Consider the following 25670-nt stretch of genomic DNA (forward strand, 5'->3'; position numbering starts at 1 on the left):
TCTGGCCTCTATTGCTGTGATAATTGCTTGATAATATCGGTGATCGCGTGCTCTTGTTCTTGCGAAAGCTGGCTATCTTGCGCTTCTATAAAAAAATCACGAAACATATCAATTTCACTTCGAGCTAGCTTTGCTTTTGCCATCTCTTGCTCAACACCAATTAGCATTCCTGGTTTTTCTAAGTGCAGTACATTGGGATAAACCGCTCGAAGCTTTTCCATTGGATTTAAAATGGCGTGCTTATCCATCAAACGTACTAACAAATAATCTTCTTTTTTGGGATCGGTCTTACCCAATTCGATGACTTTATCCAGCTCCCCTTCGACAATGCGCATTTCATGAGGGGCGCTGAGATTAACGTGCTCGGCTGAGATAAATCCACTTTGATCAATCTCCACCACCGTAAACCCTTTCTTTTGGTTCTGTTCGCCAAAGCTGTACTTCATCAGTGAGCCTGAATAGCGAATATACTCTTCGCCTTTCTTTTGCGGCTGATGCAAATGACCAAGAGCTACGTAATCGAAATCTAAAAAATGTTCATGACTCACACGATCAGATCCCCCGATTGAAAGCGGTCGCTCAGAATCAGATTCAATCGCGCCATCAACTAAGCAATGGCTGATAAGCACTTGTTTTTGCTCAGGCTGAAAAGACTCTTTGATTTTATCAATGAGTAAGCGATGCGCTTCATCGTGCGTCGATACCGAGGTTTTATAGGCAAATCTAACTTGTTCAGGGTCGTGATACGGCATACCATAAAATGCCACCTCGCCAGCTGACTCTGTTTTGATAATGATAGGAGTCAACATATCTTCAAAATTACTGACGATATGCAAGCCAGCATTTTTCATTTGTTCTGAGCCAAAGCCTAATCGCTCTGCACCATCATGGTTACCTGATATAAGAATCATTGGTGTTTTTAACTCAGTGCAAATGCGTTTTACGACTTGGTTTAGTAACTCAATCGCAATGGTTGGTGGCACAGAACGGTCGTAAATATCACCAGCAACAACAACAGCATCAACAGGATTAAGCTTAATATAGTTGATGAGCTGCTCTAGCACAGCCTGTTGATCTTCCAGTAATGATACGTTGTGGAATTGTCGGCCAAGGTGCCAATCAGAGGTGTGGATAAACTTCATTCGACTTCACTTTCTACCATATCAATAATTATGCATGTACCAGCATAAGCTCAGGTGACTTTATTAACCTGTTAGGATATCGTGAGTAGGTGAGCTTTTCATGTTGTTTGTGTTTTATGATCGATTATTTCATCGGAAATCACTAAGGGTGACACTGATACTGGCATAGACAGTAGCCACGCGCTCGTTATCGGCGTCATGCTCCTTAGGCGGCAATGAGATGTTTTAATGCAGTATGTTACTCACTGACGTCTCATTTCTAAAACGATTATAATCTTCGGCTAACAGTTGGTGTTGATAACGAGTATAAGACAACGCCTCATTGGAGATTAATATCTGACGTTCTTTTTCTATTAATTGGCTTTGAAGTTTTTCAATCTGTTTATTCTGTTGCTTGTCATTAAGGTACAGCGTAACCACTCCAAAGATCGAGACCATTAACAGTGCTATTAGAACGTTATTGATAGTTTTGACTTGCATTTTCATCACCTCTCCTGTCTTGTGCTCGACTCCGCCAGAATGAAAAAACGCCTACAAACGAAGAGCTCTCGCCCTAAAACGCATCGAAGCCAATTGAGGTTATTGTTTAACCAATTATAGGTGATGAGTGAGAAAATAAGAACAAATGTGAAGTGTTTGAATATCTTTCACGGAGTTCACAGCAGACAAACCTGTTCTCTGCTTAATGATTTAAGGTTGAAATGCTGGTCGAGCTGCGAGTTGTTTATACCATCGAGCGATATTAGGTGTCGTTGAAAACACATCCACTTCTAAACCATTCATCGCAAAACCAATCAAGATAAAACCTGTTATATCAACAATAGTAAAATGGTCAATTGCAATGAATTCACTCTCAGCAAGTCGCTCATCAAGACGCGGCAAAAACTCAAGAACACGTTTTTTAGACTCTTCCCCCCACGCTTTAATGCAACGTTCACGATCTTCATAAATAGCCGTGATGTTTCTGAATGCCTGAAAAGCAGCGTAGAGCCCTTGAAACTCAACCACACGATGCCACATTTCAATTTGGGCACGCTCTAATGGACTTCCTCCAAAAAGATTTAAATCGTTAGTGAATACCTCATCTAAATAACGACAAATCGCCACGCTTTCACAAATTGTCGTACCATCTTCAAGCTCGAGTACAGGGACTTTACCATTTACGCTTTTTTGCTTGAACGTATCCGACAAATTATCACCATCACGTACATTTAATGCGACCCGTTCAATTCCACCACCGATTTCCTTCAAAAAAATGCTAACCCTTTTGCAGCTTGGCGTCATTGCCGTTTCGTAGAGCTTCATAAGTATCCTTTCTCTTTTTCTAACTGATTGGTTAGCATATACTGTAGTCAGTGTATAAACGCTCAGTCAAGAACTTCCTTTATTAAAAGCCGTTCAATAAATTTAGAGGCGATTTGCATCAAGCAGCCTCAGGTAGGTAGACATATGGCCAGAAAAGCCAACTTCGATCGAGAAGAGAAACTCGTAGTCGCAATGAATGTATTTTGGCGTAAGGGTTTTGCAAATACATCGATTTCCGATCTCACCAATGAGTTAAACATCAACCGCTTTAGTCTTTATAATACCTATGGTGACAAGCAGCGATTGTATTATGAAGCGCTAGATACCTATTTGAAAAAGGTCTCACTCCCCTCACTCATCGACTTAGAGAAAGATAACGCGTCATTACCAGAGTTAGAGTCGTTTTTAACATCCTTTGCTGGGTTACAGCGTCAACGCAACTGCGGTTGTTTCATCCAAAACGCTCTCGTAGAGCATGCGGGGGAAGATGATGACGTGTTGCGTAAGGGGCATTTTTTGTTTGATCACTTGATCGGTGTTATCACGGACGCACTAAAAAACGCACAACAAGAGACTCTGGTTGCGAAAGGCTTAAAACCTGAAGATCTCGCTCGCTTTGTTCTCAACAACATGCAAGGCATGCGAGTGCTGGGCAAAGCGAAACGTTATGCCGATTTGGATACCGCGTTATCTTGTTTACTGAACTTAATTAGGAAGTAATATGTCGATTCAAATAATTGCGACTCGCCTAACCCAAGGCATGGATTTGAAACAAACGCTTGCGCAATTGGTGCAGAAACATGACATCAAAGCAGGTTCAATCGCTTCTTGTGTGGGTTGTGTTTCTGATCTCAAACTTCGTTTGGCAGGCGCACAAAGCACCTTATTTAAGCAAGAACCTTTTGAGATTGTGTCGGTAATGGGGACACTAACGCCAGAACATCAGCACATTCATATCTCGGTTTCTGACCGCAACGGACAGGTTTTTGGGGGGCATTTAATGGAAGGAACCATCATCGATACGACTGCTGAGTTGATCATTCATTCTTACTCAGAGCTGCTCTTTACGCGAGCGATGGACACATCTACAGGCTACACCGAATTGCAGATCCATTCGATAAACAACGATTAAAAAGAAGGCCAGCGTATTCGCTGGCCTTGTCTCGTCATCGGTTGGTTAATCGAATTTATTTTAACTTAAATTGCTCAACGACCGATTTTAGTTGACTGTTTGCGGCGGCAAGATTGATGGCTTCGTCGCTGGTATCCCTACCATTTTGAGATATTTTCATAACCAAATCACGTATATTTGACATGTTACAGCTCACTTCATGAGTGGTCGCATTCTGCTGCTCTGTCGCAGTGGCAATTTGAACACTAATATCACTAACATGCACGACTGAGTCACCAACAGAATTAAGCGATTCAACTATCCTTCTAGACTGTTGCTCGGTTTGATTGCAGCTTTCTTTGGTTATTTGCATGTCTTCAATTGCATCATTTGAGCTTTGTCGTAACTGTTGAACAGTTTGTTCAATCTCAACAGTACTGGCTTGTGTTCGCGCCGCTAACGCTCGGACCTCATCAGCAACGACAGCAAATCCACGTCCTTGTTCGCCAGCTCGAGCAGCCTCTATCGCCGCATTTAAAGCTAATAAATTCGTTTGATCAGCGATCTCTCCAATGATGTCGAGGATACGATTTATCTCTTGTGTTTCTTTATTGATGTTAATAATTCTTTCAGAAACCTGATCAACATCGTCAATCATTTTTCTTGCAGTTGTCGCTGCTTCATTAACCGTGACACTGATTTCGGTCACTTGAGAATGCGTTGACTGAGTCAATTGTGAAGCTTGAGCAGTATTATTGGCTACGTCACTCGCAGTTGAACTCATTTCCTCAACCGCGGTAACGATCTGCTCCGTTTCTATTGAGTGACCATCCAATAACTTAGTGCTTGTTTCTGTTTGCAGTTTTAACTCGTTGACACTTTGGGAAATGGATTGCGAGGACTGAGAAATATCTAGCATCATTTCTTGTAATCTTGAGACAAACGTATTTATACCTTGTGAAATTTGCCCCAAATCATCATCATTATCTACCGGTAACCGTTTAGTTAGATCACCATTTCCTTGAGATAAATCGATAACTAGCGACTTTAAATTAAGGATTGGTTGATACAATACTTTAAGTAACCCCAACACAATCGTGACGGAGAGTAATACCATGATAATAGAGGAAATAATCGATTCGGTGAGCGCTTTATTAGCGGCTGAGTAAGCGACTGATTTATCAATATTAACGAAAAGATACCAACGCTGGTCATTAGATAAGTTTATAGCCCTCGTGTAGGCAACCATCTCTTTACCTTGAAAGGTATACTCCATCATATTGGTCTCTTCCGTGCTCATCATTCTTTGCACATCAGATAAACCGGCATCGTTGAGCGTGGTTCCAAAACTTAAAGCCGAAAAATTAGACGCTAACGTATTACCTGCCTCATCTACAATGGCAGCGTGTGAACCAGGAATTTTAACATTAGCAATGACTTCCGATAATATGTCTAGCTCTATATCGCCAAGAATAGCACCGCCGCTGATGCTCTTTACTAATGAAATAACGTACTTACCGGTGGTTGAATCTGTGTAAACATCGGTAAATTCAACATGGTCAGCCGTTTTAGCTTGTGAATACCAAGGTCTTGAACGAGGATCGTAGTGGTTTGGATCAGCAACACCATTATTCCAACCTTTACCAGACAAAGTAGAGTATGCAATGCCATTGTCGAAGCCATAGAGAACGGTTGCTAGGTTACTCGTCTGCTGAGCTAACCTAGCAGTCTCGAGTAAACGTTTTGCATTATGTTCAACTTGATAATCCTTGGTGAGAACATCGATAGCTTGAGCTTTCTGTTTAAACCACCCTTCTATTCTATTCGCTTGATCGTTTACCGTGGCACTCGATCTTTGGCCAATATTATCAATGATTTGTTGTTTGATTTTTACATAAGACAACCAGTTTGATACTAGCAAACTAAGGATTACTAGTATAATAACCGATAGAGTAAGCTTTGCTTTGAAGCCAATTTTTTTCACTGTAAACCCTAATAGCCATTAAAATTGTAAGCTCAACTAGTTTGTCAAGCATCGTAACTGGCAACTTTATCACTAAAAAGAATCACACGGTAACCTAATGTTAAAAAAACAAATTAAAAACTAACAAACAACTTTAAAGATCAGAGACCTAATTTTTTATTGTGATAATTAAACAGTTTTCGTATTTTCCAACCGAGTTTTGTGAGTGACAAGGACCATTTCATATGCCGCACTGATTGAGGCCCAATCAAACTCATATCGTGTAGCATTACTTCACTAATTCCATAACCAACCTAGACTCTTCATCACCAAAATAATTCGCCTCCTCCTCCAGAACTTTGAAACCGAGAGAGAGGTAGAGCGATAAGGCGGGTTGGTTATTTGGTTCGACAGTCAATTTAACTCTTGAGCTTGGTTTTAGCTGAGCCACGGCGCTTTCAATCAGAGCTCGAGCAATACCTTTACCGCGATGTTGAGTATCAACAGCCAGTGACATAATCCAATACTGCTGCTCTGTCGAACTCGGTGTTAACAGAACATAACCTGTGACTTGTTCCCCCTCCTTCGCAACCAATAAGCTCTCTCCCCAGCAGTCGAAGGCTTGCCGAAAGAAAAATTGAGGGTAAGCATGTTCTCCAAACAAGGTATTTTCTAGTGTGAACACCGTTAATAGGTCGTCTTTACGTGCAGATAAAATGTCCATTAAATTGTTTCTCCTTTCGCATCGGTGGCAGAAGTATACCTAAATAGCATCAAGATTCAGAGAAACACGCTGTTATCCTTGATGCTTTGAGGTGTTGGTTTACACCCGCCCATCGCGTATTTTTTCTTAACGCACACCAATGCATAATCTTCACCCGCAATATCAAAAACCAACTATCAAATAAAATTCAGAATATAAGACTGCAAAATAGACATAAAATTGAAACTAAACACCAGATTTTGAAAAAACTCATAGTTTGATAAGTTACAACACCTGTCAATTCATAGCATGATTCACCCCATTGTAGATGTGATCACAAACACTAAAACCTATACCATCCGCCATATTATTATTTTTATAAAGACGAGTATGAAGTGAAAGAATCTCGAAATACGTTAAATTCCAGTGAATTAGACAAAACTACCTCTTGGTCAAAACACGACACACATTGGGTTCTTAGCTTATTTGGTACCGCCGTAGGTGCTGGTATTTTGTTTCTGCCAATCAATCTTGGTATTGGCGGTTTTTGGCCATTGGTCGCGATGGCTACGTTAGCCTTCCCAATGACTTATCTCGCGCATCGTGGTCTCGCTCGATTCGTACTCTCATCTAAGATAAAAAATGCAGACTTTACCGATGTAGTAGAAGAACACTTTGGTGCCAAGACAGGTCGTTCGATTTCACTGCTGTATTTTCTTTCTATCTTTCCGATCCTTTTGATTTACGGTGTTGGTATTACCAATACTGTTGACAGTTTTATGGTTCACCAAGCCAATATGGCGTCCTTGCCTCGTCCATTACTCTCTGGCGTCCTGGTTTTTGCATTGATTGCTATTATGATGGCTGGCGAAACAGTCATGTTGCGTGCTTTTGCCATCATGGTTTATCCATTAGTCGCGATTCTGGCCTTTCTCTCTTTTTATTTAATACCCAACTGGACCTTGCCTGTCATTGATGCGCCAGACGCTGCTACTTTTGCTAGCACCATATGGCTAGCAGTTCCTGTGGTTATTTTCTCATTTAGTCATGCCGCTGCGATTTCAAGCTTTTCCAATGTACAACGTCGCCATTATGGTGAAAACGCGGAAGCTAAAACCGAAACGATTCTCCGACGCACGAGTATCATGTTGATTGCGTTTGTGCTTCTTTTTGTTTTCTCATGTATTTTGGCTTTATCCCCTGAGCAACTGGCTCAAGCCAAAGAGCAAAACGTGTCAGTGCTGTCTTATTTAGCGAACGCGACAGATAATCCATTTATTGCCACACTCGGTCCTTTGGTGGCTTTTGTTGCTATTACCTCCTCTTTTTTGGGGCACTTTCTAGGCGCACGAGAGAGTTTAAATGGTTTGATTACAAAACATTCTAATTTGCCAAAACAACGCGTTGAATGCATCAGTGTTGTTATCCTGTTTTTCTCCATTTGGGCAACGGCGATTATGAACCCTAGTATCCTTGGCATGATGGAAGCATTATCCGGCCCTGTTATCGCTATGATCTTATTTATTATGCCAATGTTAGCGGTATATAAGATCGACGCGTTGAAGCAATATCGTAACAATCGTTCGACTTACTTTGTGTTAATGACGGGAATTATTGCGGTAAGCGCGTTGGTTTTTAGTCTGTTTAGCTAAGAAGAAAAGATTAAGCTGCATATTCAGGGGAATACCTTACAGAGATTAAGGTGGCCCCTGATTTTCTGTTGCTTTATATAAGACTGTTCATTCCTGTTTTCGATTAGAGCAGGAAAAACACCTACGCTCGTCAATACTCAATCGATGCAAATACGCCCCATAATGCCAAAGCGTGAAGGTGATTTATTTCTTAAACAAAATGACCTCTGTGCGTAAATTCATACCTTCTGTTTCTTTTCGGTTATTCAGATAACGCTCAATACCTAACGGGTTGCTCTTCACTTTTATCCCACTTTGACGAGTCAAAGTCATGGCTAACGACCACGCGTTACCCAAAAATTGATACTCACCTCGATGTTCAACCACAAATGTGTCGCACTTTGGTATGGTTCCAACGACAAAACCCTGTGGCGCAGTAACCGGATTATCAAGCGGAAAACAGGTGATGAATTCAAGCACTCCCTGCTGCATATCCATCGACTGGTAATAGCAAAATAACTCTCCGTTTACAGAGATACCTTCTTTCTTTGTTAACTGCTTCAACTGTTGAAGATGACCTTCTATCATCGACCCGAGTTCGGTAATGGTGCCCACCCCCTTTACCCCAATGTAATGCATCTTAGACTGAGTTCGATTACCGATTTCAACTAAATCAGAGAATACTTGCCCCGTTTCGAGCCGACTTTTGAGCATTCGCAGTCCGCGTTGATAATCCATCTCAAGCATCGACTTAAACATGTTTTTGAGGAAGAACAGATACCACGGAACACGTGATTGCATTTGCCATTCAACTGAGCAACCAATTTGTGACGGCATCACAATGAGAGTCACCTTGCCGTGACGTTTAATCGGATGAAAAAAGTGAAGCTCCATATCTAAACGATGCTCTTGGGTACTTTCTAGCACGATAGCACCAGTACCGATACGCTGACCATCCCATTGAAATCCTGCCCCGACATGACCTTGGTTATCACTAAACGTCAGTTCACAGCTCGGTTCAAGAATGAGCCACGGTGACCACTCAGGCCAATTGTTAAAATCCTTGAGATAGTCAATGATCTCGCTTTGAGTCTTATTAATTTCAATGCTTTTGCTGACCTGATAAGAAAGCATGGCGGCTCCTCAAGTTTCCGCTGGACTAACTTTAGTCTAATTCAATTCCCAGTTTTTTCTTGTTTCACTGTGAGTTAGCGAGGAAAAAGCAAAAGAGCGTCAATCGACGCTCTTTTTTATCTGAACCAACCTATTTATCTGAACCTATACATCTCAGTTAGGCGACTTCCGCTTGACCAATCCAATGATAATGATGATTGGCTTTTTTGCCGACTAAGCCAAGCTCCGCTAACTCTTCAAACACCTTATCCACCTCTTCGGCGGACAGTCTAAATTGTTTGGCAACGGCTTTCTTAGTACACGTAATTTGATGCGTTGTGAGGGCATCGCTGACTTGTTCTAATAACGTCGTTGGCGCTTGAGGTGGTTCCGGTGGGGTTGGCATTTTTTGCTCTTCCTCTGCTTTGATATGTGGAAGATAACCTGCTGGTTCGGGTTCAATATCACGGAGCGTTTCTAAAGTCCCCCCTTCATGGCGACGATAAAAATAGCGAAAGCGCTGTTCTTCTCCAATCAAGCCAACAAAAAAGGCAGCAAAGAAATCCAATAGAATCGATAAAAACACAACCAAACCAAGCTGGGCTTGTTGAGACGTCGTGCCGAACGCTTTGGCTAGGCTGTCGATCAAACCGATCACAGAACCTTGGGTTACGGGTGGTAAGTTATCTCGCTCCATCGCTAATCGCTGCTGTTCTTTACGCAGCTTTTTGTTCTGCCCTTGAATACGACTCACGCCTGTTGCAATACGTTCCATCTCGATATACTTCTGAGCCGCCATATTGTTGAGATCAATCTGTTTATCAATCGCCGCAATCTGGCGATTAAACGCTTCCACCTTTGCTTGCTCGACAGAAATATGACTTTGTGCACTGTTCGTTGCGCTATTGATGCCGCCAATACTGCCACCGATAGAGATGGCGGCCAACACCGAGTAAAATGTCAACGCCGTTATCGCGCCTGCGTAGTTACGGTGTGCTCGACGTTCACCATATTCATACCAAGCATAGAACTTACCCGCTTCAAAAATAATCGCTAAGCCACCAAATAAGGCCTGCATCATGGGGTTTTCATCGATCGACAAAAATAGCAGTAAAGAAAAAATAGTCGATGCTAAAATCGCAGCACCAGTGAATGTATAAACACTCACCATCGCAAATCGACCTTTAGGGTATCGATATCCAATCTGTTGTTCGTATTTCATTTGAGAAATTTCTTAAGATTAATCGTCCCTCCCATTAAGCAGGACGGACGTTCAGGCATGTACAAAGGCGCGGAGAATACCGTATCCTTTATTAAATTACTGTCATAATTACGTTAATCGAAAACAAGTGAATGCTCTGCGTACATTTTGAGCCCATATCGGCCAAGGCTAGCGCATAAAAACACCAATTTATTACCAGAATGCTATGGTTAAATCGCATGAGCGGAAAACTTTGCCTTACCCAAGTGATGCACACTTGTATCACTTTTTAGCAAACTCGCAATTACATTATTTAGGTAATTTGTTAATATCTTGCACCGAATAAAACAAACATCCAATCGTATGGAAACCGTCCGACTACCGCATAAAAAGCAACATATCACCGCTTTAGCGATCATATTCGCGGTGTTGTTTCAACTGTACCTTGCTTCCACTGCGGTACTTAATCCGACGCAACTCCACAGTAAAAACTGGCTTCATACAGTACAGAGTGAAAAAGTACTGCTTTGTACCGCTGACGGATTTAAATGGGTGGATATCAACACGCTGATTAAAGCCAACGCCCAATCTTCTTCTGGGTTCATTCAAAGTCTCCATTTACATGAAGGCTTTCAGTTTGAATGCCCATTACTCCAAGCCATACAGTTCTTTCTGCTGGTTGTTATTGGGCTCTACCTAGCGACCGTTCTCTGGTTACGACGTGTCAAGCATACCTTCAATCCTTACCGTTTCGCGAAATGCGACAAGCTCGTGTATAAACACATCGCCCCAAAACACTCCCCACCCAATGTTTTTCCTGCTTAATCATTACGAATTTTGGTTCAAAAACGACAACCATCTGATCAGCTTACGATCAGAATTGCTATATATTCAAAAGGAAAAACAGATGCTTAAACAAATGAAAACCGTCGCGATTGCTCTTGTTGCGCTTGTCGCCAGCCCAGTTAGTCTTGCTGACGATTATGAAGTGGGAGAGATCCATATTGCTCACCCATGGAGTCGAGAAGCGCCACCTAATGCCCCTGTGATTGGTGGTTTTTTCCAATTGACTAACCATGGTGATATCGAAGACGCTTTAATCGCAGCGGAAAGTCCGATTGCGGGACACGTTGAGATTCATACTCATAAAAAAGAAGACGGTGTGATGAAAATGATTAAGATCGATGAGGTTCGCGTCCCTGCCAGTGGCTCTGTATTATTTAAGCCGGGCAGCTTCCACTTGATGATTTTTAATCCAACTCAAATTCTAAAAGAAGGAAACCGTTTCCCTATGACGTTGACGTTTAAAAACGCCGGGAAAGTGCAAGTAGAAATGGTGGTAGAAAAGCAAGATCGTATGAAAAAGAACATGCATCATTAATTTTCTTTTCCGCTTTCTGGGATGTCTTAACTCAAAAGTCACAGGAGCCGAGTATATACTCGGCTCCTTTTTTATTTTCTACCCATATATTAAGTCACTATTTCGATGGTTATAACGAGCTCAAACCTAGTGAGGTGCACACTAAAAGAAGGTTTAACACGCTAATTGAAATAATGACCGCTATGAGCTATGGATAAAGTCACGACTCCAAGCGGTCGGGCATTTACGGGTTGTGATTATTTCTCAAGCTTTTCTTCAAATACGCCAAGCTCTCTACCTAACCAAATTGCACGTTCCGTATGATCAAGCAATTCTTCTTCACTCACAGGATGAATCAATACAGAAAAGTCGCCTCGGATAGTATCGAGCCAAGCAAGGAACTCTTCACTCAATGATTCCAAGTGAAGTTCAAACATCGGCATTTTATGTGGACCAACCAACCTTCCGACTAAAGGATACACACGCAACACATCTTGCCGTTCTTGGCGAATGATCTCATTCAAAGCCTGCGCTTTATCTTGTTGTCTTAAAGGAAAATAAACATGGGCGTGGTACATAACTTCTCCATAATACTTCTGCTTGAGTACCGTTTACACGATGCGAACTCAAGAATCGCCAAGGTTATACATTTATGATTCGTCACCCTACCTTGATTCCACTCTGTTGAAAAGAAGTTATCCCTTCCTCCAACCAGAGCTCGGGGTCTCCCCGCTATCACGAGTCCTCGCTCAAGCAACAACAACCAATTTACATACATAAATTAATAATGGTTCAGTTTGTCACATTTTACAGGCTAATTTTGGTGCAAACACACTTCAAGCCTCGTGATTACATTCGAGATTTAAAATAGACAAGCGCAAAGATTTACCTATTACTACGCCACATAATCAAGTTGTAAGTAAAAATTTACTGTTGAGAGAAAGTCAAAATAGAGCGCAAATTAACAATTTGATTACACTTATTGTATCTAGCCTTACTGCGATTAAATTAAAGGTCTAGGCATTGAATGTGGTCTTCATATTGCCTTGTGTTTGAACAAACACCCTGTATTAACGGGAGGCAATCCAAAAGACCCGCTGCGTCAAAAGGAGCTTGAGATGAACGTTCAAGCATTACCCATGTATCGGTTTATCGACCATCATGGGAACCTAGTCGGCCAACTACCCAACTGGGCTGATATTGAAACTTTAGTCGGGTTTTACCGTGACATGGTATTAACTCGCACCTACGACAACAAAGCTGTTGCGCTACAACGTACTGGTAAACTCGGTACCTACCCCTCGCATCTTGGTGCAGAAGCCATCGGAGTAGCTGTCGGTCGTGCGCTAAAACCTGACGATGTCCTTGTCCCTTACTACCGTGATATGCCTGCGATGTGGTGCCGTGGTATTGGTATGGAAAAAAACCTTCAATACTGGGGGGGAGACGAGTCTGGTAGCGACTTTGCACCAGCGGGCAGTCTCACTCCAAGTCGAGATCTGCCATTTTGTGTGCCTATCGCAACACAATGCACACACGCCGTTGGTGTTGCCTCTGCATTGAAAATTCAGGGCAATCATGAAGCGGCATTAGTTATGTGTGGTGATGGTGGTACGTCAAAAGGTGACTTTCTTGAGTCCATAAACTGTGCGGGCGCTTGGAACATTCCTCTGGTTTTCGTTGTAAACAACAATCAATGGGCAATTTCGGTGCCTCGCAGCCTGCAATGTGCTGCCGAATTTTTGTCAGAAAAAGCCCAAGGCGCAGGTATACCTGGTATCACAGTGGATGGTAATGATGTGGTTGCCGTTTACGATGCCACCATGACGGCACTAGAGCGGGCACGAAAAGGAAAAGGCGCAACCCTGATTGAAGCGGTCAGTTATCGGTTAAGCGATCACACAACCGCTGATGATGCCACTCGTTATCGTAAAGAAGAAGAGGTTCAAACCGCATGGCGATTTGAACCCGTGGCACGCCTTAAAGCTTACTTAATCAATCAGGGTGCTTGGAGTGACACACAAGAACAGCAATGGCTCGACTATTGCAAAGAACAAGTCGACCTCGCCGTTGAACGCTATCTCAGCTTACCTCAACAAGCGCCAGAAACTGGGTTTGATTATCTTTATGAATCTCTCCCTACAGAGCTTCATCCGCAAAGAGATGAGCTCATCAACAAAGCAGTGCGAATGCAGGAAGGCAAACATGGCTGAGCTAACGTTAGTTGAAGCGGTAAACCTCGCTCTGCACTATGAAATGCAGTACGACCCGAATGTAATTGTGCTTGGCGAAGACGTGGGCGATAACGGCGGGGTATTCCGCGCCACTGTGGGGCTAAAACAAGAATTTGGGCTTAAACGCGTGATTGATACTCCACTCGCAGAAGCGTTAATCGGCGGGGTCGCGGTCGGTATGGCGACGCAAGGACTTCGCCCAGTCGCAGAGTTCCAATTCCAAGGTTTTATCTTCCCTGCCATGGAACATTTGATGTGTCATGCCGCTCGAATGCGTAACCGAACTCGCGGGCGCCTCACTTGCCCAGCCGTGTTTCGTGCGCCATTTGGTGGCGGCATTCATGCTCCAGAGCATCACTCGGAGAGTATCGAAGCACTTTTTGCTCATATCGCTGGCTTTAAAGTCGTGATCCCTTCCTCTCCTCAACGTGCGTATGGTCTGCTTCTCGCTTCTATTCGCAGCAACGATCCAGTGATGTTCTTTGAGCCAAAACGTATTTATCGCACCGTAAAATCTGAAGTGACCGATAACGGTGAAGCGCTCCCACTCGATACCTGCTTTACGCTACGTAAAGGGCGCGATATTACGCTCGTGACTTGGGGCGCATGTGTTTTGGAGTCACTGCAAGCGGCACAAACGTTGTCGAGTCAAGGAATTGAAGTGGAACTCATTGATTTAGCAAGCATCAAACCTATTGATATGGCCACTGTCTTCCGCTCACTAGAAAAAACCGGGCGCCTCCTTGTCGTACATGAAGCGAGCCGGACCTGCGGGGTGGGTTCAGAGCTTTTAGCACGAACAGCTGAGCACGCTATGTGCTTATTAAAAGCCCCTCCTAAACGCGTCACTGGGATGGACACCATTATGCCTTATTACCGTAACGAAGATTATTTCATGGTTCAGGAAGAAGACATTGTGACAGCAGCACGTGAGCTCGTGGAGGGTTGGAAATGAAAACATTTCACTTACCTGATCTCGGCGAAGGCCTCGCTGAGTCAGAAATTGTCACATGGCACGTCAATGTCGGCGATATGGTTCAGTTAGATCAAGTGATCTTAACCGTAGAGACGGCAAAGGCGACGGTCGATGTTCCCGCGCCTTACTCGGGTCGAGTGGTGAGTCGTCATGGGGAAGAAGGCGATATCGTTAACATTGGTGCATTACTACTCGAAATCGATGAGACGGGCGCGGAGCACGAAGCAACCACAGAGAAAGAACAAAGCGTAGATGCCGCGACGGTGGTCGGTCATGTTTCTCATCAGGCCCATCACGTTAACCTCGATGATTTTTGGGTGGGCGGGAATCACAGCACGACAAAAGACAACTTGATTACCGCACTTCCCTCTGCTCGTTTATTAGCGAAAAAGCTGGGTGTAGACCTCAATCTCGTATCCGGTCGTGGCCCAAACGGCCTCATTGTTGATGCTGATATTTACGACGAAGCCAGAAAACAACGCCCAGGCACTGAAGTGCTGAAAGGTGCCCGACGCACCATGGTTTCGACCATGACCGAATCACACAAGAGTGTTGCAGCGGTAACCATTACCGAAGAAGCATTGCTGGAAGATTGGCTGCCAAGCGAAGACATCAGCATTCGTCTTGTTCAAGCGATTGTTCACGCTTGTCAGAAGGAGCCAGCTCTAAACGCTTGGTTTGATGCCGAGACTATGACGCGTTGCATACATAACACCGTCAACTTGGGAATTGCCGTCGATAGTCGTCACGGCTTATACGTCCCCGTGCTACGCCATGCAGACGAGTATGAACCACTAGATGTTCGTCGCTGGCTTGATCAAACTGCCAAAGAGATCAGAGAGAGAAAAATTGGCCGTGAGCAATTGCAGCATGCGACTATCACACTTTCTAACTTCGGGGCCATTGGTGGCCTTTTCGCGACACCAGTGGTATCACCGCCGCAAGTGGCCATTGTCGGTGCGGGTCGCCTCGTTGACCGAGTGGTGATAAGAAACGGCCAAGTGATAGCAGTAAAAGCAATGCCGTTATCCATAACATTCGATCATCGCGCTTGCACTGGTGGTGAGGCCGCAAAGTTCACCAAAATACTGGCTGAGCATTTGCAACTCCCCAGTGAGAAGTGACGATGAAAAAGGCTTCCATGACGGCAGCCTTTCATTCCTACCATAGTGCTGAATGACCAACATGGGTAACTAAGAACACGCATCGTTCACTTTTTATCCTAACAAGCCTTAGCAGACTTGAAGTGTAGTTGCAGTGCTTTAAAGCTTATCCAGCAATTCAGGCATAACCTCAAATAAATCACCCACCAAACCATAATCCGCGATGTCGAAAATTGGCGCATCGGGGTCGCGATTAATTGCGACAATCACCTTAGAGTCCTTCATCCCTGCCAAATGCTGAATGGCACCAGAAATACCCACCGCAATATACAACTCAGGAGCCACAATTTTACCGGTTTGCCCGACTTGGTGATCATTGGACACGTAACCCGCATCAACCGCTGCGCGAGAAGCCCCCACCGCTCCACCCAACTTATCCGCCAGTTGTTCAACCAAGGCGAAGCTCTCTTTACTTCCAAAGCCACGGCCACCAGAAACCACCACGCGCGCTGCAGGCAATTCTGGACGCTCACTTTCAGGCTTCAGCTGTGAAACAAACTCACAACGCTCGGCAGCAATCATTGTATCCACTTGAGTCACTTTAGGCACGACCACTGTGTCGGACAATCCTACCGCCTCAAACACTGTGCTTCGTACTGTCATGACTTTAATTGCATCACTGGACACAACTCTGGCCAATGCGTTCCCAGCATAAATCGGGCGGATCACCGTATCAAGTGACTCGATTGCCATCACATCAGACAGTTGCCCGACATCAAGTAGGGCGGCGACGCGAGGCATTACGTTCTTACCAAACGTGCTGGCTGGCGCGAGAAGATGTGAGAAATCTTGCCCGACTTGCGAGATCAATACAGCTAAGTTTTCTGCTAACCCATGCTCGTATTCTTTCGCATCCACCCAGATGATTTCTGCGATTTCTTTAATACGTTTTAGATCATCGACAACCAAGGAACACTGATGCCCTACAACTAAAACTGAAATTGGCAGTGGCACCCCATTATCCTTTATGCATGCGGCGGCTTGGATCGTGCGTAAAGTATCGACTGCCAGCGCCTTGTTATCGTGCTCAGCGATGACAAGTGTTGCTAATGGTCTACTGTCCATGACGGGCCTCTTATCACACGTCGGAGATTTTACTTGAGCTTAGTTTAATTCACGTTAACGTCAACTGAGCTATAGTCCTGTATATACACTAAGAATGGTCACATCGATGACGACAGTAGAAAGGATGCCTATACATGGAACGAGAATGCATGGAATTTGACGTCGTGATCGTAGGTGCAGGACCAGCAGGATTAAGTGCAGCCTGTCGATTAGCACAGTTAAACCCTGCACGTGAGAGCGAAGCATTATCCATTTGTGTCATAGAAAAAGGGGCTGAAGTTGGCGCGCATATTTTGTCTGGCGCCGTGTTTGAGACTCACGCGTTAGATGAGCTTTTCCCTGATTGGAAAAAGATGGACGCGCCACTGTCAGCCTCTGTGCAACAGGATGATTTCCTTTATCTGACTACCGCTATCAATCATGTCCGAGTGCCTCACTTTATTACGCCAAAACCCATGAAAAATGACCAAAATAATTATGTTATTAGCCTCGCTAACCTCTGCCGCTGGCTTGCGACCCAAGCAGAGAGCCTTGGCGTGGACATTTTCCCGGGCTTTGCTGCTGCGAGTATCAATTACGACCACTCTGGTAGCGTCACTGGCATCACTACCAGTGACATGGGGCTGGATAAACAGGGGCAAGCGAAGCCAACTTTTGAGCCCGGAATAGAACTCAAAGCCAAATACACCATCTTTGCTGAAGGCTGTCGAGGGCACTTGGGTAAAGAGTTAATCCAAAGGTTTGACTTAGATGCAGGAAAATCACCGCAGCATTACGCTCTGGGATTAAAAGAGATATGGGATCTGCCAACTGATAGTGACAACCTCTCTGGCAGTGTACTCCATTCGATTGGCTGGCCATTACGCGAGACTCAGACCACCGGTGGCGGTTTTTTATATCATATGGAAAACAACCAAATCGCTGTCGGTTTAATCGTCGACTTGGATTACAGTAATGCCTACCTAAGCCCTTTCGACGAATTCCAACGCTTTAAGCATCACCCTGCAATCAAAAAACATTTGCAAGGTGCTCATCGTGTCGCGTATGGCGCAAGAGCGCTCGCTAAAGGTGGGCTATCTTCCTTGCCTAAACAACAATTTGCTGGTGGGCTGCTTATTGGTTGTGATGCAGGCACGCTCAACGTAGCGAAAATCAAAGGCAGCCATACGGCAATGAAATCGGGGTTACTCGCGGCAGAAGCCGTCAATACCGCACTGCAACGCGCCTCTTCTGAGCCAGATTACCAAACATTGTTTGAATCATCATGGCTGTATGAAGAATTATCCGAAACACGTAACTTTGGTGCCAATATTCATACGTTCGGCTCCCTTCTTGGTGGTGCGCTCTCAACCTTTGAGCACAATTTATGGCAACCACTAGTTAAAAAGCCGTTACCATGGGCGGTGACAAATCACTCCCACGATCACGAGCAACTGCTCCTTAAAGATGAATGTCAGCCTATCGAATATCCGAAACCGGATGGTGAAATCAGTTTTGATAAGGCTTCATCGGTATTCTTATCGGGAACGCAACATGAAGAGAACCAGCCCTGTCACCTTGTCCTGACTTACCCTCACATTCCGATTGATGTTCACTTAGACAAGTACGATGAACCAAGCCAACGCTACTGCCCCGCAGGTGTTTACGAGGTGTTAGAAGTGGAAGGTAAATTCAGGTTTCAGATAAATGCGGCAAACTGCGTGCACTGTAAAACTTGCGATATTAAAGATCCTTCGCAAAATATCACATGGAAAACGCCTGAAGGCGGTGGCGGACCGAGTTATCAGAATATGTAATGACTCGGTGCCTGAACGTCCGAAGTAACGCTTGTTGATTGGCAATCTCACTCCTGCCAATCGGCAAAATGAGACAACAAAAAATCGATCACAAACCTTGCTCTTTGTGGCAGAAAGTGGCGATTTTGATAGACAATCCAACTACTTGCACCGCTTCCCCAATACGGTTCTAATACTGGGATCAAACGCCCTGAGACTAATGCATCATTAAAGCTGCTTTTAGGTAAATACGCGATCCCTAACCCCTCCTCACACGCCTGCAAGACCGTATTGGTATTATTACTTCGCCATCGACCCTGAACTTTTACGCCATTCAATGGTTTACCATCGCATTCGAACTGCCAGAGATCTTTGTTAGTGATAATGCAACTGTGGCGTTTTAATTGTTCTGGATGCGTTGGAAGACCATGTTCATTAATGTATTCCTGACTCGCCGCTGCCGCCATGGAACGGTCCACCAGTTTTCTCGCCACTAAGCCAGAATCGTTAAGTCGCCCATAACGAATGGCAAAGTCAAAGCCGTCTTCGATGAAGTTAACCATGTTAGTGTTGAAGTTCATCTCCACCGTTAAGTTGGGATGATTCTTAGCAAACGCCATTAGCGCCGGCGCGACATGATTCTCCGACAATGCACCAGCGGCACTCACACGCAATGTGCCACTTAACTGAGTTTGTTGTGTGGTCAATTGTTCATTCGCTTGTTGAAGCCCAATCACTAACTCTTTGCACTGTCGATAATAACTTTGCCCCTCTTCCGTCAAGCTTACCATTCGTGTGGAGCGCGCGAGCAGCGCGACACCCAAACGCTCTTCTAATCTGGTGACTTGTCGACTTACGTGACTGGTACTACAATCCAATTGTTTTGCTGCGGCAGAAAACCCTAAGCACTCCGCGACCGTAACAAACTCGTTAATACCTTCAAAACTGTCCATGCTCACCTTTGCCATATAGCAATAATGTTTTGTCAATTAACCCTATTATCACTCATTTGTTTAGCAATTAGTATGAAGGGGTGAAACAAATACCAACGAACCAATAAGGAAAGCACATGAAGAAAGTACTCATTGTTGTTACTAACCATGCGACTCTTGGTGACACTGATCAAGCAAACGGAACTTACGCTCCGGAGCTGACTCACGCTCTAAACGAGCTTCTCAATGCTGGTTTGGATTACGACATCGCTTCTCTTAAAGGCGGTAAAGCCCCACTTTACGGAACCGACATTGATGGTGACGAAGTCAACGCAAAAATATTAGCGGATGACGATTTCCAAAACCGCATCAACAATACGATTCCTGTATCACAGGTTAACGGTGATAACTACGACGCGATTTTCTACCCAGGTGGTTTCGGCTTGCTCTCAGACTTAGCAAGCAGTGAAGAGTTTGCCAAAATCTCGGCTAAACATTACGAAAATGGCGGTATCATTGCAGCGGTGTGCCATGGTCCGGCCGCATTACTACCGATTACGTTAAGCAATGGCGAAAAGTTGCTGGCGTCTAAGTCAGTCACTGGTTTTACACGTGAAGAAGAGATTGACTTTGGTACCATCGAATACATCCCATTCCTATTAGAAGAGTCTCTGGCTCGCAATGCCGCCCGTTATACGAAAGTACAACCTTGGCAAGAGTTTGTGATTGTTGATGACCGCCTCATTACTGGGCAAAACCCAACAAGCGCTCACGGTGTGGGCAAAGCGCTCGTAGATTTACTCGCTTAAGCACGGAACAACAAGGAAAACGGGGTATATCCTGTTTTCCTTAGTCCACCCCTTTCCCAGCGTTAGTCTCCTCCCACTACTTAATACAAATGGCCGCCATCAGTAAGTTAAGTTTGTGCTGATATAAGACATTAAGTAATCACAAAAGTGAACGTTCCAACTAGTCGTTCATCCACTTTTATTGGCTTAAATTGCAAATGATCACGCGCTTTTCCGCCCCACCATTCATTACCCGTTTGCCCTTTCAAATACAGCTGAGTAGTTAACAATTCTTGCTTACCACGCCAAAGCTTAACGTGAATATGTGGTGGCCTTGAACTGTATGGCACTGGATACAAGGTTTGAAAAAAGTAGCGTCCATCGGCTCTGGTTAATGCTGCTCCGAAACCGGCAAAATTAGGGTCGAAATTGTTATTGCTTGTCTGGTTCGGGTGATCGTAAATACCTTGTCCGTCACATTGCCAAATTTCTATTTTTACGCCAGACATTGGACGCCCTGCCGTATTAAGCACCTGCCCTTGAAGGATAATAGACTCGCCAATCAAACCATCCGGCTGTAAAACCAAATTTTGGCGGATAGGAATAGCGGATACGGGATAAAACGGACCTTCGGTTTGAGCTGGTGTTGGTTTCATTGAGCTAGACGCTTTTAACGAGGGCGCGAAGATCAAAGACCATAAGGCTAAGAAATGTCGGCGTTCCATAATGTCACCTGCCGTTATAATCCTTCCTTAAGTTTGGTGAATCTGAACCAATTTGCCAGCTAACGCACTGGCTAAAACAACAATGCCCTTGTTCGAGAGTCCGAAAACAGAGGCATTATAAATAGATAAGTTGCTGAAATTTGAGTTACACGGCTTCAAACGCCAATGCTTTTTTCTCAACTTGACGGAAAATCAACGTCAGGATGCCATTGACGCCCAAGTAAAATGCCCCTGCAATGCCAAACACGGTTAGCGTATCGTAAGTTTGTGCGTTAATGCGCTGAGCATACCCCATTAAGTCCATGATAGTGATGGTGCTTGCCAACGATGTACCTTTAAACACCAAAATCACTTCATTTGAGTAAGCGGGGACCGCACGGCGAATCGCATATGGCAGCAGCACTTTCAGCGTCGCGGTTTTATTCATCCCCAAAGCACGACACGCTTGCCACTGGCCTGAAGGAATCGCGTTAAACGCCCCTTTGAACAACTGAGTACTGTACGCCGCCGTATTCAGTGCCAAGGCCAACATGGCACAAAACCAAGGTTGGCTAAACCAATTCCAAAGAAAGCTTTCTCTTACTGCATCGAACTGACCCGGACCATAGTACACCAAGAAAATTTGAACCAACAAAGGCGTACCTGTGAACAGAGTAATAATACCGCGACTCATCCAATGCAAACCCGGAGTACGTAAGATCAGGGTAAACGTCATCAGCAGAGCAAGGATACAACCGACCACTAAAGATGCGACGGTCAATTGTAAGCTTGTACCTAAGCCATCGAGCATCTGCCAAACGTGTTGTTCGTTCATGCGGTTGTCTCCTGTCCCATGCTCATCCCTTGGATGGAGAATTTTTTATCAATGCGCTTCACGGCGCGTTGCGTCACTAACGTAATTACCAAATAAATTGCTGCTGCTGTTGCGTACCAGGTAAAGGCTTCATGCGTTGCAGCAGACGTTAGTTGTGCCTGTTTTAGTAAGTCCGTTACACCGATCAGAGAAACCAGCGCCGTATCTTTTAGCAATACAAGCCATTGGTTAGTCAAACCTGGTAGTGCGTGTCTGACCGCTTGTGGCAAAACAATACGAACAAATGCGTGAGATTGGCTGATACCAAGCGCGCTTGCCGCCTCTCTCTGCCCTCTTCCCACCGCTTTTAATGCTCCGCGTAACGTTTGAGAAGCGTAAGAAGCAAAGATCAGAGACAATGCCACCACGCCAGATAAAAACGGGCTAACCTCAATAAAGTCTCCGGTGATCAAAAACAGAACCTGAGTCGAACCAAAATAAATGAACAACACGACAAGGATCTCTGGCAAGCCTCGTACAATCGTAACAAACGCCGTCATTGGCCATTTCACGACTGCACGACGAGACATTTCACCACTGGCGAATACCACCGCCAGGATCAAACCGACCAAAAGGCTTGTGAATGCCAGCTGAACCGTCATCCAGCTAGCTTGAACAAGCGACAGAGAGTAACCCGTTAATACCATATTACTTACCGAAGTACTTGTTGTAGATTACGTCATATTGACCATTCGCTTTTACTGCTTTTAGTGCCGTGTTCAGCTTGCTCACTAGCTCGTCGTTATCTTTGTTGACTGCGATACCGAAACCGTTACCAAAGTATTTAGGATTAGTCACGTGTTCACCAACGTACGCTAGGTTGTCTTCTTTCTTAAACCACTCTGCAACGACTGCGGTATCACCGAAGACTGAATCAATACGACCATTCTTCATATCGATGAATGCATCTTGATAGCTTGAGTAAGGTACTGCTGTGACACCCGGCATTTGATCGATTAGGTAGCTTTGGTGGGTAGAGCCGTTTTGCACGCCCACACGTTTATCTTTTAATGCTTGTTGGTCTGCTACTTTGTCTTTGATAGAAACAAATGCCGCAGAGTTATCATAGTAAGCGTCGGAGAAATTGACTTGTTCAAGACGCGCTTCAGTAATGTCCATTGCAGAAATCGCCGCGTCGTAACGTTTGAATTTTAATGCAGGAATTAAGCTGTCAAAAGATTGGTTGTGAAAGCTACATTTCGCTTCTATTTCTTTACATAGAGCGTTCGCTAAGTCCACATCAAAACCTTGAATTTGGTTGTTTTCATCCATGTATTCGAATGGTGCGTACGTCGCTTCCATTGCGAATTTAATCTCTTCTTGTGCCGCTACGTTTACTGATACAAGGCCGATTAGTGAAGCCAGTAGAATCTTTTTCATTGCAATACTCCGTGTGTATGTCTTAGGCTGACACTCGCAATGACAGCCGAGCTTATCTGTGATTGGTAAAGCCAATTGTTTTAGTGTTTTAAATAGTCCGCAAACTGAGTCGTTTGTGGATTAGAAAATGAATCGTGTGTGCCATGTTCAACAATGAAGCCTTTTTCAAGGTATAAAACATGGCTGGCGATCTTTTTAGCAAATTCAACTTCATGAGTGACAACAACTTGAGTAATCCCCGTACCACTTAAATCTTTAATAATCTTAACTACTTGGTTGGTTATCTCTGGGTCAAGCGCCGCTGTAGGCTCATCAAAAAGCAAAATTTCTGGTTTCATCATCAGGGCACGAGCAATCGCAACACGTTGTTGCTGACCACCAGATAATTGCATTGGCCATGCGTCTGCTTTATCAGCCAAATGCAACGTCGTAAGAATTTGCATTGCCTGCTTTCTAGCTTCGTCTTTATCCATGCCAGCCACTTTAATTGGAGCCTCAAGCAGATTCCCCATCACTGTCATATGTGGCCACAAATTGTACTGTTGAAACACCATACCCACTTTACGACGAAGCGCTAAACCTTGCTTTTCTTTAATTTCAGTTGAGAAATCGAAAACGTCGTTCGCGATGTTTAACTTTCCGTTATCTGCTCCTTCTAGAAGGTTAAGAACACGCAGAAGAGAACTCTTCCCTGCACCACTTGGGCCCAGTAACACCAACGCTTCACCGCTTTCACAATTAAAACTGACATCGTGAAGAACCTGTGTATCGCCATAGGATTTATTGACTCCGCTTACCTGAATACTCATGCTGTCATACCGCATTAATTGTCAACTTGGCATTTATATTACCAATACGGATTTTTTATGCAATAAAAATGTATAAAAATTTGATTTGTTACTTTTTTGTATAAGCATTGAGCAGCATAACAGAGCATATAACTGGTTTGATAAGTAGTATTCCTGTTCGGGTCATCATGTAGTCAGATGCCTGTGACAAACTTAAAATTCTGCCTCGCTCATGATCAAATAAGGCTGCCAAACGGCAGCCTTATACATTAATTGTCACCACTATATTTATTTACGCAAAGTTAAACACGTATTTGTCCATCATGTTCACCATACGGCCTATTTCTGGCTTCGTGATGGTATCATTCGCCCCAAGCGAGAGTGCTTTTGAGCGGTTATCTTCACTCATTAGTGATGAGAACATGATAATTGGCATTTCTCGGAACGCTTCAGTATCACGTAACCGTTTTACTAAGTGCATCCCGTCCATTCGAGGCATTTCTACATCCGTAACGACCGCATCCAATAACTCTCGGACTGGCAAGTTTTCTTCTTTTGCTACTTCAATCAGGTTCATCAATTTCTCGTGAGCTTCACCGCCATCTTTACACGTGATCACGTTGTAGCCTGAAGACGCCAATGTGTCTTGGATTAAAGAACGGATAAAAGCAGAATCATCAACAACCATGACTGTTTTGGCATTACGTTTGCCAACTATTCTCTGATTTAAATCTACCGACTTGTCCCCTTTCACATCGTACTTTTCCATACTCAGTTCAGGGTTAATATCGGCAATGATCTTCTCAAAATCGAGGATCATGATCAGATTCCCTTCTTTGCGGACCACGGCCACCACGCAATCTTGCTCACCCGCTTCGAGGAACTGGCTTGGCGATTCCACATCATTCCAAGAAATACGGTGAATGCGCGAAATGCTATCAATAAGAAAGCCATTGGTCATTTTGTTGAAGTCAGTCACGATGACAAATTTGTGCTCGAGATCTTGTCGTGTAGGAACACCCAACCAACCGGCTAAGTCGACTAACGGTGTCAACACCTCTCTAGATGAAAATACACCTACCATATGAGGCTGTGCATTTGGATAATCGGTTGTTTCTGGTACGCGGATAACTTCTCGTACTTTTGCTACGTTAATACCGTAATAACACGTTTTCGTGCTGCCATCAGGCAATTGTTTTTCTAAATGGAACTCAATAATTTCAAGCTCATTGGTACCACTTTCTGTCAAAATAGTGCTGGTTACGTTACTCATAAACCCAATTATCCAACCAAAATACGCATCAGGAAAAAGTTTGATGCAAACGCCATGAGAAGCCATTCTCTGGCTAAAAATCCAAGAATCCTTTTTAGTCGTTACAACTAAATTTGTAAACCATCAAAAGGACGGTCACCGCACATTTCTATATCAAACAGTGAAAAAATGTCTCATTTTTGAACACGA

The 25670-nt window shown here is 44.1% G+C and carries 26 protein-coding genes; 10 read left to right on the plus strand and 16 right to left on the minus strand.

Features of this window, described 5'->3' with window-relative positions:
- Positions 1–8 precede the first annotated feature (8 nt).
- From ATG66_RS04000 to ATG66_RS04010, 3 genes are all read right to left on the minus strand, one after another.
- Positions 9–1142, minus strand: a complete 1134-nt coding sequence (locus ATG66_RS04000) for an exonuclease SbcCD subunit D (RefSeq protein WP_098414073.1) — start codon at positions 1140–1142, stop codon at positions 9–11.
- 225 nt (positions 1143–1367) lie between these two features.
- Positions 1368–1628, minus strand: a complete 261-nt coding sequence (locus tag ATG66_RS04005; protein WP_098414074.1) for a hypothetical protein — start codon at positions 1626–1628, stop codon at positions 1368–1370.
- Positions 1629–1832: 204 nt separating this feature from the next.
- Positions 1833–2447, minus strand: coding sequence for a glutathione S-transferase (locus ATG66_RS04010; RefSeq protein WP_098414075.1), 615 nt, complete (start codon positions 2445–2447; stop codon positions 1833–1835).
- A gap of 144 nt (positions 2448–2591) precedes the next feature.
- On the opposite strand from ATG66_RS04010, the gene ATG66_RS04015 reads away from it, so the two are divergent.
- Both ATG66_RS04015 and ATG66_RS04020 read left to right on the plus strand, forming a co-directional pair.
- Positions 2592–3167 carry a TetR/AcrR family transcriptional regulator gene (locus ATG66_RS04015; RefSeq protein WP_098414076.1) on the plus strand — a complete coding sequence of 192 codons (576 nt, stop codon included), beginning with the start codon at positions 2592–2594 and terminating at the stop codon, positions 3165–3167.
- Position 3168: 1 nt separating this feature from the next.
- Complete coding sequence (locus tag ATG66_RS04020) at positions 3169–3579, plus strand: PPC domain-containing DNA-binding protein (protein ID WP_098414077.1); 411 nt, start codon at positions 3169–3171, stop codon at positions 3577–3579.
- 55 nt (positions 3580–3634) lie between these two features.
- Here ATG66_RS04020 and ATG66_RS04025 read toward each other — a convergent pair whose 3' ends face one another.
- The gene (locus ATG66_RS04025) at positions 3635–5542 is read right to left on the minus strand and encodes a methyl-accepting chemotaxis protein (protein ID WP_098414078.1); all 1908 of its coding nucleotides are present in this window, start codon (positions 5540–5542) and stop codon (positions 3635–3637) included.
- A 268-nt stretch (positions 5543–5810) separates the two neighbouring features.
- A complete protein-coding gene (locus ATG66_RS04030; RefSeq protein ID WP_098414079.1) occupies positions 5811–6245 on the minus strand; it encodes a GNAT family N-acetyltransferase in 435 nt (144 codons plus the stop codon).
- Positions 6246–6619: 374 nt separating this feature from the next.
- Between ATG66_RS04030 and ATG66_RS04035 the strand changes: the two genes are divergently transcribed.
- Positions 6620–7876, plus strand: a complete 1257-nt coding sequence (locus ATG66_RS04035) for an aromatic amino acid transport family protein (RefSeq protein WP_098414080.1) — start codon at positions 6620–6622, stop codon at positions 7874–7876.
- Positions 7877–8059: 183 nt separating this feature from the next.
- On the opposite strand, the gene ATG66_RS04040 is transcribed toward ATG66_RS04035, so the two are convergent.
- Both ATG66_RS04040 and ATG66_RS04045 read right to left on the minus strand, forming a co-directional pair.
- Positions 8060–8989 (minus strand): SRPBCC family protein, encoded by a 930-nt coding sequence (locus ATG66_RS04040; RefSeq protein ID WP_098414081.1) that lies wholly within the window; start codon positions 8987–8989, stop codon positions 8060–8062.
- 157 nt (positions 8990–9146) lie between these two features.
- Entirely contained in the window at positions 9147–10190 is a 1044-nt protein-coding gene (locus tag ATG66_RS04045; protein WP_098414082.1) for a Preprotein translocase subunit SecY, read from the minus strand.
- 342 nt (positions 10191–10532) lie between these two features.
- Between ATG66_RS04045 and ATG66_RS04050 the strand changes: the two genes are divergently transcribed.
- Positions 10533–10994: a hypothetical protein gene (locus ATG66_RS04050; RefSeq protein ID WP_098414083.1), complete on the plus strand. Its 462-nt coding sequence runs from the start codon at positions 10533–10535 to the stop codon at positions 10992–10994.
- A gap of 82 nt (positions 10995–11076) precedes the next feature.
- A complete protein-coding gene (locus tag ATG66_RS04055; RefSeq protein ID WP_098414084.1) occupies positions 11077–11550 on the plus strand; it encodes a copper chaperone PCu(A)C in 474 nt (157 codons plus the stop codon).
- 236 nt (positions 11551–11786) lie between these two features.
- Here ATG66_RS04055 and ATG66_RS04060 read toward each other — a convergent pair whose 3' ends face one another.
- Positions 11787–12107: a DOPA 4,5-dioxygenase family protein gene (locus ATG66_RS04060; protein ID WP_098414085.1), complete on the minus strand. Its 321-nt coding sequence runs from the start codon at positions 12105–12107 to the stop codon at positions 11787–11789.
- Between the two features lie 540 nt (positions 12108–12647).
- Between ATG66_RS04060 and pdhA the strand changes: the two genes are divergently transcribed.
- The 3 genes from pdhA to ATG66_RS04075 are packed head-to-tail and all read left to right on the plus strand — an operon-like array spanning position 12648 to position 15863.
- Positions 12648–13742, plus strand: coding sequence for a pyruvate dehydrogenase (acetyl-transferring) E1 component subunit alpha (gene pdhA / locus ATG66_RS04065; protein WP_098414086.1), 1095 nt, complete (start codon positions 12648–12650; stop codon positions 13740–13742).
- The gene (locus ATG66_RS04070; protein WP_098414087.1) at positions 13735–14718 is read left to right on the plus strand and encodes an alpha-ketoacid dehydrogenase subunit beta; all 984 of its coding nucleotides are present in this window, start codon (positions 13735–13737) and stop codon (positions 14716–14718) included. The genes pdhA and ATG66_RS04070 overlap by 8 nt, the downstream gene beginning before the upstream one ends.
- Positions 14715–15863 (plus strand): dihydrolipoamide acetyltransferase family protein, encoded by a 1149-nt coding sequence (locus ATG66_RS04075; protein WP_179885584.1) that lies wholly within the window; start codon positions 14715–14717, stop codon positions 15861–15863. Before ATG66_RS04070 ends, ATG66_RS04075 begins: the two co-directional genes overlap by 4 nt.
- Before the next feature lie 138 nt (positions 15864–16001).
- Here the strand turns inward: ATG66_RS04075 and ATG66_RS04080 are convergent, their stop codons facing one another.
- Positions 16002–16967, minus strand: a complete 966-nt coding sequence (locus ATG66_RS04080) for an electron transfer flavoprotein subunit alpha/FixB family protein (RefSeq protein ID WP_098414089.1) — start codon at positions 16965–16967, stop codon at positions 16002–16004.
- A 134-nt stretch (positions 16968–17101) separates the two neighbouring features.
- On the opposite strand from ATG66_RS04080, the gene ATG66_RS04085 reads away from it, so the two are divergent.
- Entirely contained in the window at positions 17102–18763 is a 1662-nt protein-coding gene (locus tag ATG66_RS04085) for an electron transfer flavoprotein-ubiquinone oxidoreductase (protein ID WP_098414090.1), read from the plus strand.
- 47 nt (positions 18764–18810) lie between these two features.
- Here ATG66_RS04085 and ATG66_RS04090 read toward each other — a convergent pair whose 3' ends face one another.
- Entirely contained in the window at positions 18811–19695 is an 885-nt protein-coding gene (locus tag ATG66_RS04090; protein WP_098414091.1) for a LysR family transcriptional regulator, read from the minus strand.
- A 116-nt stretch (positions 19696–19811) separates the two neighbouring features.
- Here ATG66_RS04090 and ATG66_RS04095 point away from each other — a divergent pair, with 116 nt between their 5' ends.
- On the plus strand, positions 19812–20483 hold the full coding sequence (locus ATG66_RS04095) for a type 1 glutamine amidotransferase domain-containing protein (protein ID WP_098414092.1): 672 nt from the start codon (positions 19812–19814) through the stop codon (positions 20481–20483).
- Positions 20484–20614: 131 nt separating this feature from the next.
- Here ATG66_RS04095 and ATG66_RS04100 read toward each other — a convergent pair whose 3' ends face one another.
- From ATG66_RS04100 to ATG66_RS04125, 6 genes are all read right to left on the minus strand, one after another.
- Positions 20615–21187, minus strand: a complete 573-nt coding sequence (locus ATG66_RS04100; RefSeq protein WP_098414093.1) for a dioxygenase family protein — start codon at positions 21185–21187, stop codon at positions 20615–20617.
- 145 nt (positions 21188–21332) lie between these two features.
- Positions 21333–22001: an arginine ABC transporter permease ArtM gene (gene artM, locus ATG66_RS04105; protein WP_098414094.1), complete on the minus strand. Its 669-nt coding sequence runs from the start codon at positions 21999–22001 to the stop codon at positions 21333–21335.
- The gene (gene artQ / locus ATG66_RS04110) at positions 21998–22687 is read right to left on the minus strand and encodes an arginine ABC transporter permease ArtQ (RefSeq protein WP_098414095.1); all 690 of its coding nucleotides are present in this window, start codon (positions 22685–22687) and stop codon (positions 21998–22000) included. Before artQ ends, artM begins: the two co-directional genes overlap by 4 nt.
- A 1-nt stretch (position 22688) precedes the next feature.
- The gene (locus ATG66_RS04115) at positions 22689–23420 is read right to left on the minus strand and encodes an arginine ABC transporter substrate-binding protein (RefSeq protein ID WP_098414096.1); all 732 of its coding nucleotides are present in this window, start codon (positions 23418–23420) and stop codon (positions 22689–22691) included.
- A gap of 80 nt (positions 23421–23500) precedes the next feature.
- On the minus strand, positions 23501–24229 hold the full coding sequence (gene artP / locus ATG66_RS04120) for an arginine ABC transporter ATP-binding protein ArtP (protein WP_098414097.1): 729 nt from the start codon (positions 24227–24229) through the stop codon (positions 23501–23503).
- Between the two features lie 271 nt (positions 24230–24500).
- Positions 24501–25481, minus strand: coding sequence for a chemotaxis protein (locus tag ATG66_RS04125; protein ID WP_098414513.1), 981 nt, complete (start codon positions 25479–25481; stop codon positions 24501–24503).
- Positions 25482–25670: the final 189 nt, after the last annotated feature.

The sequence above is a fragment of the Vibrio sp. ES.051 genome (assembly GCF_002563795.1).
Lineage (GTDB): Bacteria > Pseudomonadota > Gammaproteobacteria > Enterobacterales > Vibrionaceae > Vibrio.

Bases quoted from the DNA above. Each gene is read 5' to 3' on its own strand.
- artQ (WP_098414095.1), bottom strand. From the start codon at position 22,687: ATGGTATTAACGGGTTACTCTCTGTCGCTTGTTCAAGCTAGCTGGATG.
- ATG66_RS04005 (WP_098414074.1), bottom strand. From the start codon at position 1,628: ATGAAAATGCAAGTCAAAACTATCAATAACGTTCTAATAGCACTGTTA.
- ATG66_RS04030 (WP_098414079.1), bottom strand. From the start codon at position 6,245: ATGGACATTTTATCTGCACGTAAAGACGACCTATTAACGGTGTTCACA.
- ATG66_RS04095 (WP_098414092.1), top strand. From the start codon at position 19,812: ATGAAGAAAGTACTCATTGTTGTTACTAACCATGCGACTCTTGGTGAC.
- ATG66_RS04050 (WP_098414083.1), top strand. From the start codon at position 10,533: ATGGAAACCGTCCGACTACCGCATAAAAAGCAACATATCACCGCTTTA.
- ATG66_RS04010 (WP_098414075.1), bottom strand. From the start codon at position 2,447: ATGAAGCTCTACGAAACGGCAATGACGCCAAGCTGCAAAAGGGTTAGC.
- ATG66_RS04075 (WP_179885584.1), top strand. From the start codon at position 14,715: ATGAAAACATTTCACTTACCTGATCTCGGCGAAGGCCTCGCTGAGTCA.
- artP (WP_098414097.1), bottom strand. From the start codon at position 24,229: ATGAGTATTCAGGTAAGCGGAGTCAATAAATCCTATGGCGATACACAG.
- ATG66_RS04020 (WP_098414077.1), top strand. From the start codon at position 3,169: ATGTCGATTCAAATAATTGCGACTCGCCTAACCCAAGGCATGGATTTG.
- pdhA (WP_098414086.1), top strand. From the start codon at position 12,648: ATGAACGTTCAAGCATTACCCATGTATCGGTTTATCGACCATCATGGG.
- ATG66_RS04090 (WP_098414091.1), bottom strand. From the start codon at position 19,695: ATGGACAGTTTTGAAGGTATTAACGAGTTTGTTACGGTCGCGGAGTGC.
- ATG66_RS04045 (WP_098414082.1), bottom strand. From the start codon at position 10,190: ATGAAATACGAACAACAGATTGGATATCGATACCCTAAAGGTCGATTT.
- ATG66_RS04060 (WP_098414085.1), bottom strand. From the start codon at position 12,107: ATGTACCACGCCCATGTTTATTTTCCTTTAAGACAACAAGATAAAGCG.
- ATG66_RS04115 (WP_098414096.1), bottom strand. From the start codon at position 23,420: ATGAAAAAGATTCTACTGGCTTCACTAATCGGCCTTGTATCAGTAAAC.
- ATG66_RS04000 (WP_098414073.1), bottom strand. From the start codon at position 1,142: ATGAAGTTTATCCACACCTCTGATTGGCACCTTGGCCGACAATTCCAC.
- ATG66_RS04085 (WP_098414090.1), top strand. From the start codon at position 17,102: ATGGAACGAGAATGCATGGAATTTGACGTCGTGATCGTAGGTGCAGGA.
- ATG66_RS04125 (WP_098414513.1), bottom strand. From the start codon at position 25,481: ATGAGTAACGTAACCAGCACTATTTTGACAGAAAGTGGTACCAATGAG.
- ATG66_RS04070 (WP_098414087.1), top strand. From the start codon at position 13,735: ATGGCTGAGCTAACGTTAGTTGAAGCGGTAAACCTCGCTCTGCACTAT.
- ATG66_RS04040 (WP_098414081.1), bottom strand. From the start codon at position 8,989: ATGCTTTCTTATCAGGTCAGCAAAAGCATTGAAATTAATAAGACTCAA.
- ATG66_RS04100 (WP_098414093.1), bottom strand. From the start codon at position 21,187: ATGGAACGCCGACATTTCTTAGCCTTATGGTCTTTGATCTTCGCGCCC.
- artM (WP_098414094.1), bottom strand. From the start codon at position 22,001: ATGAACGAACAACACGTTTGGCAGATGCTCGATGGCTTAGGTACAAGC.
- ATG66_RS04080 (WP_098414089.1), bottom strand. From the start codon at position 16,967: ATGGACAGTAGACCATTAGCAACACTTGTCATCGCTGAGCACGATAAC.
- ATG66_RS04055 (WP_098414084.1), top strand. From the start codon at position 11,077: ATGCTTAAACAAATGAAAACCGTCGCGATTGCTCTTGTTGCGCTTGTC.
- ATG66_RS04015 (WP_098414076.1), top strand. From the start codon at position 2,592: ATGGCCAGAAAAGCCAACTTCGATCGAGAAGAGAAACTCGTAGTCGCA.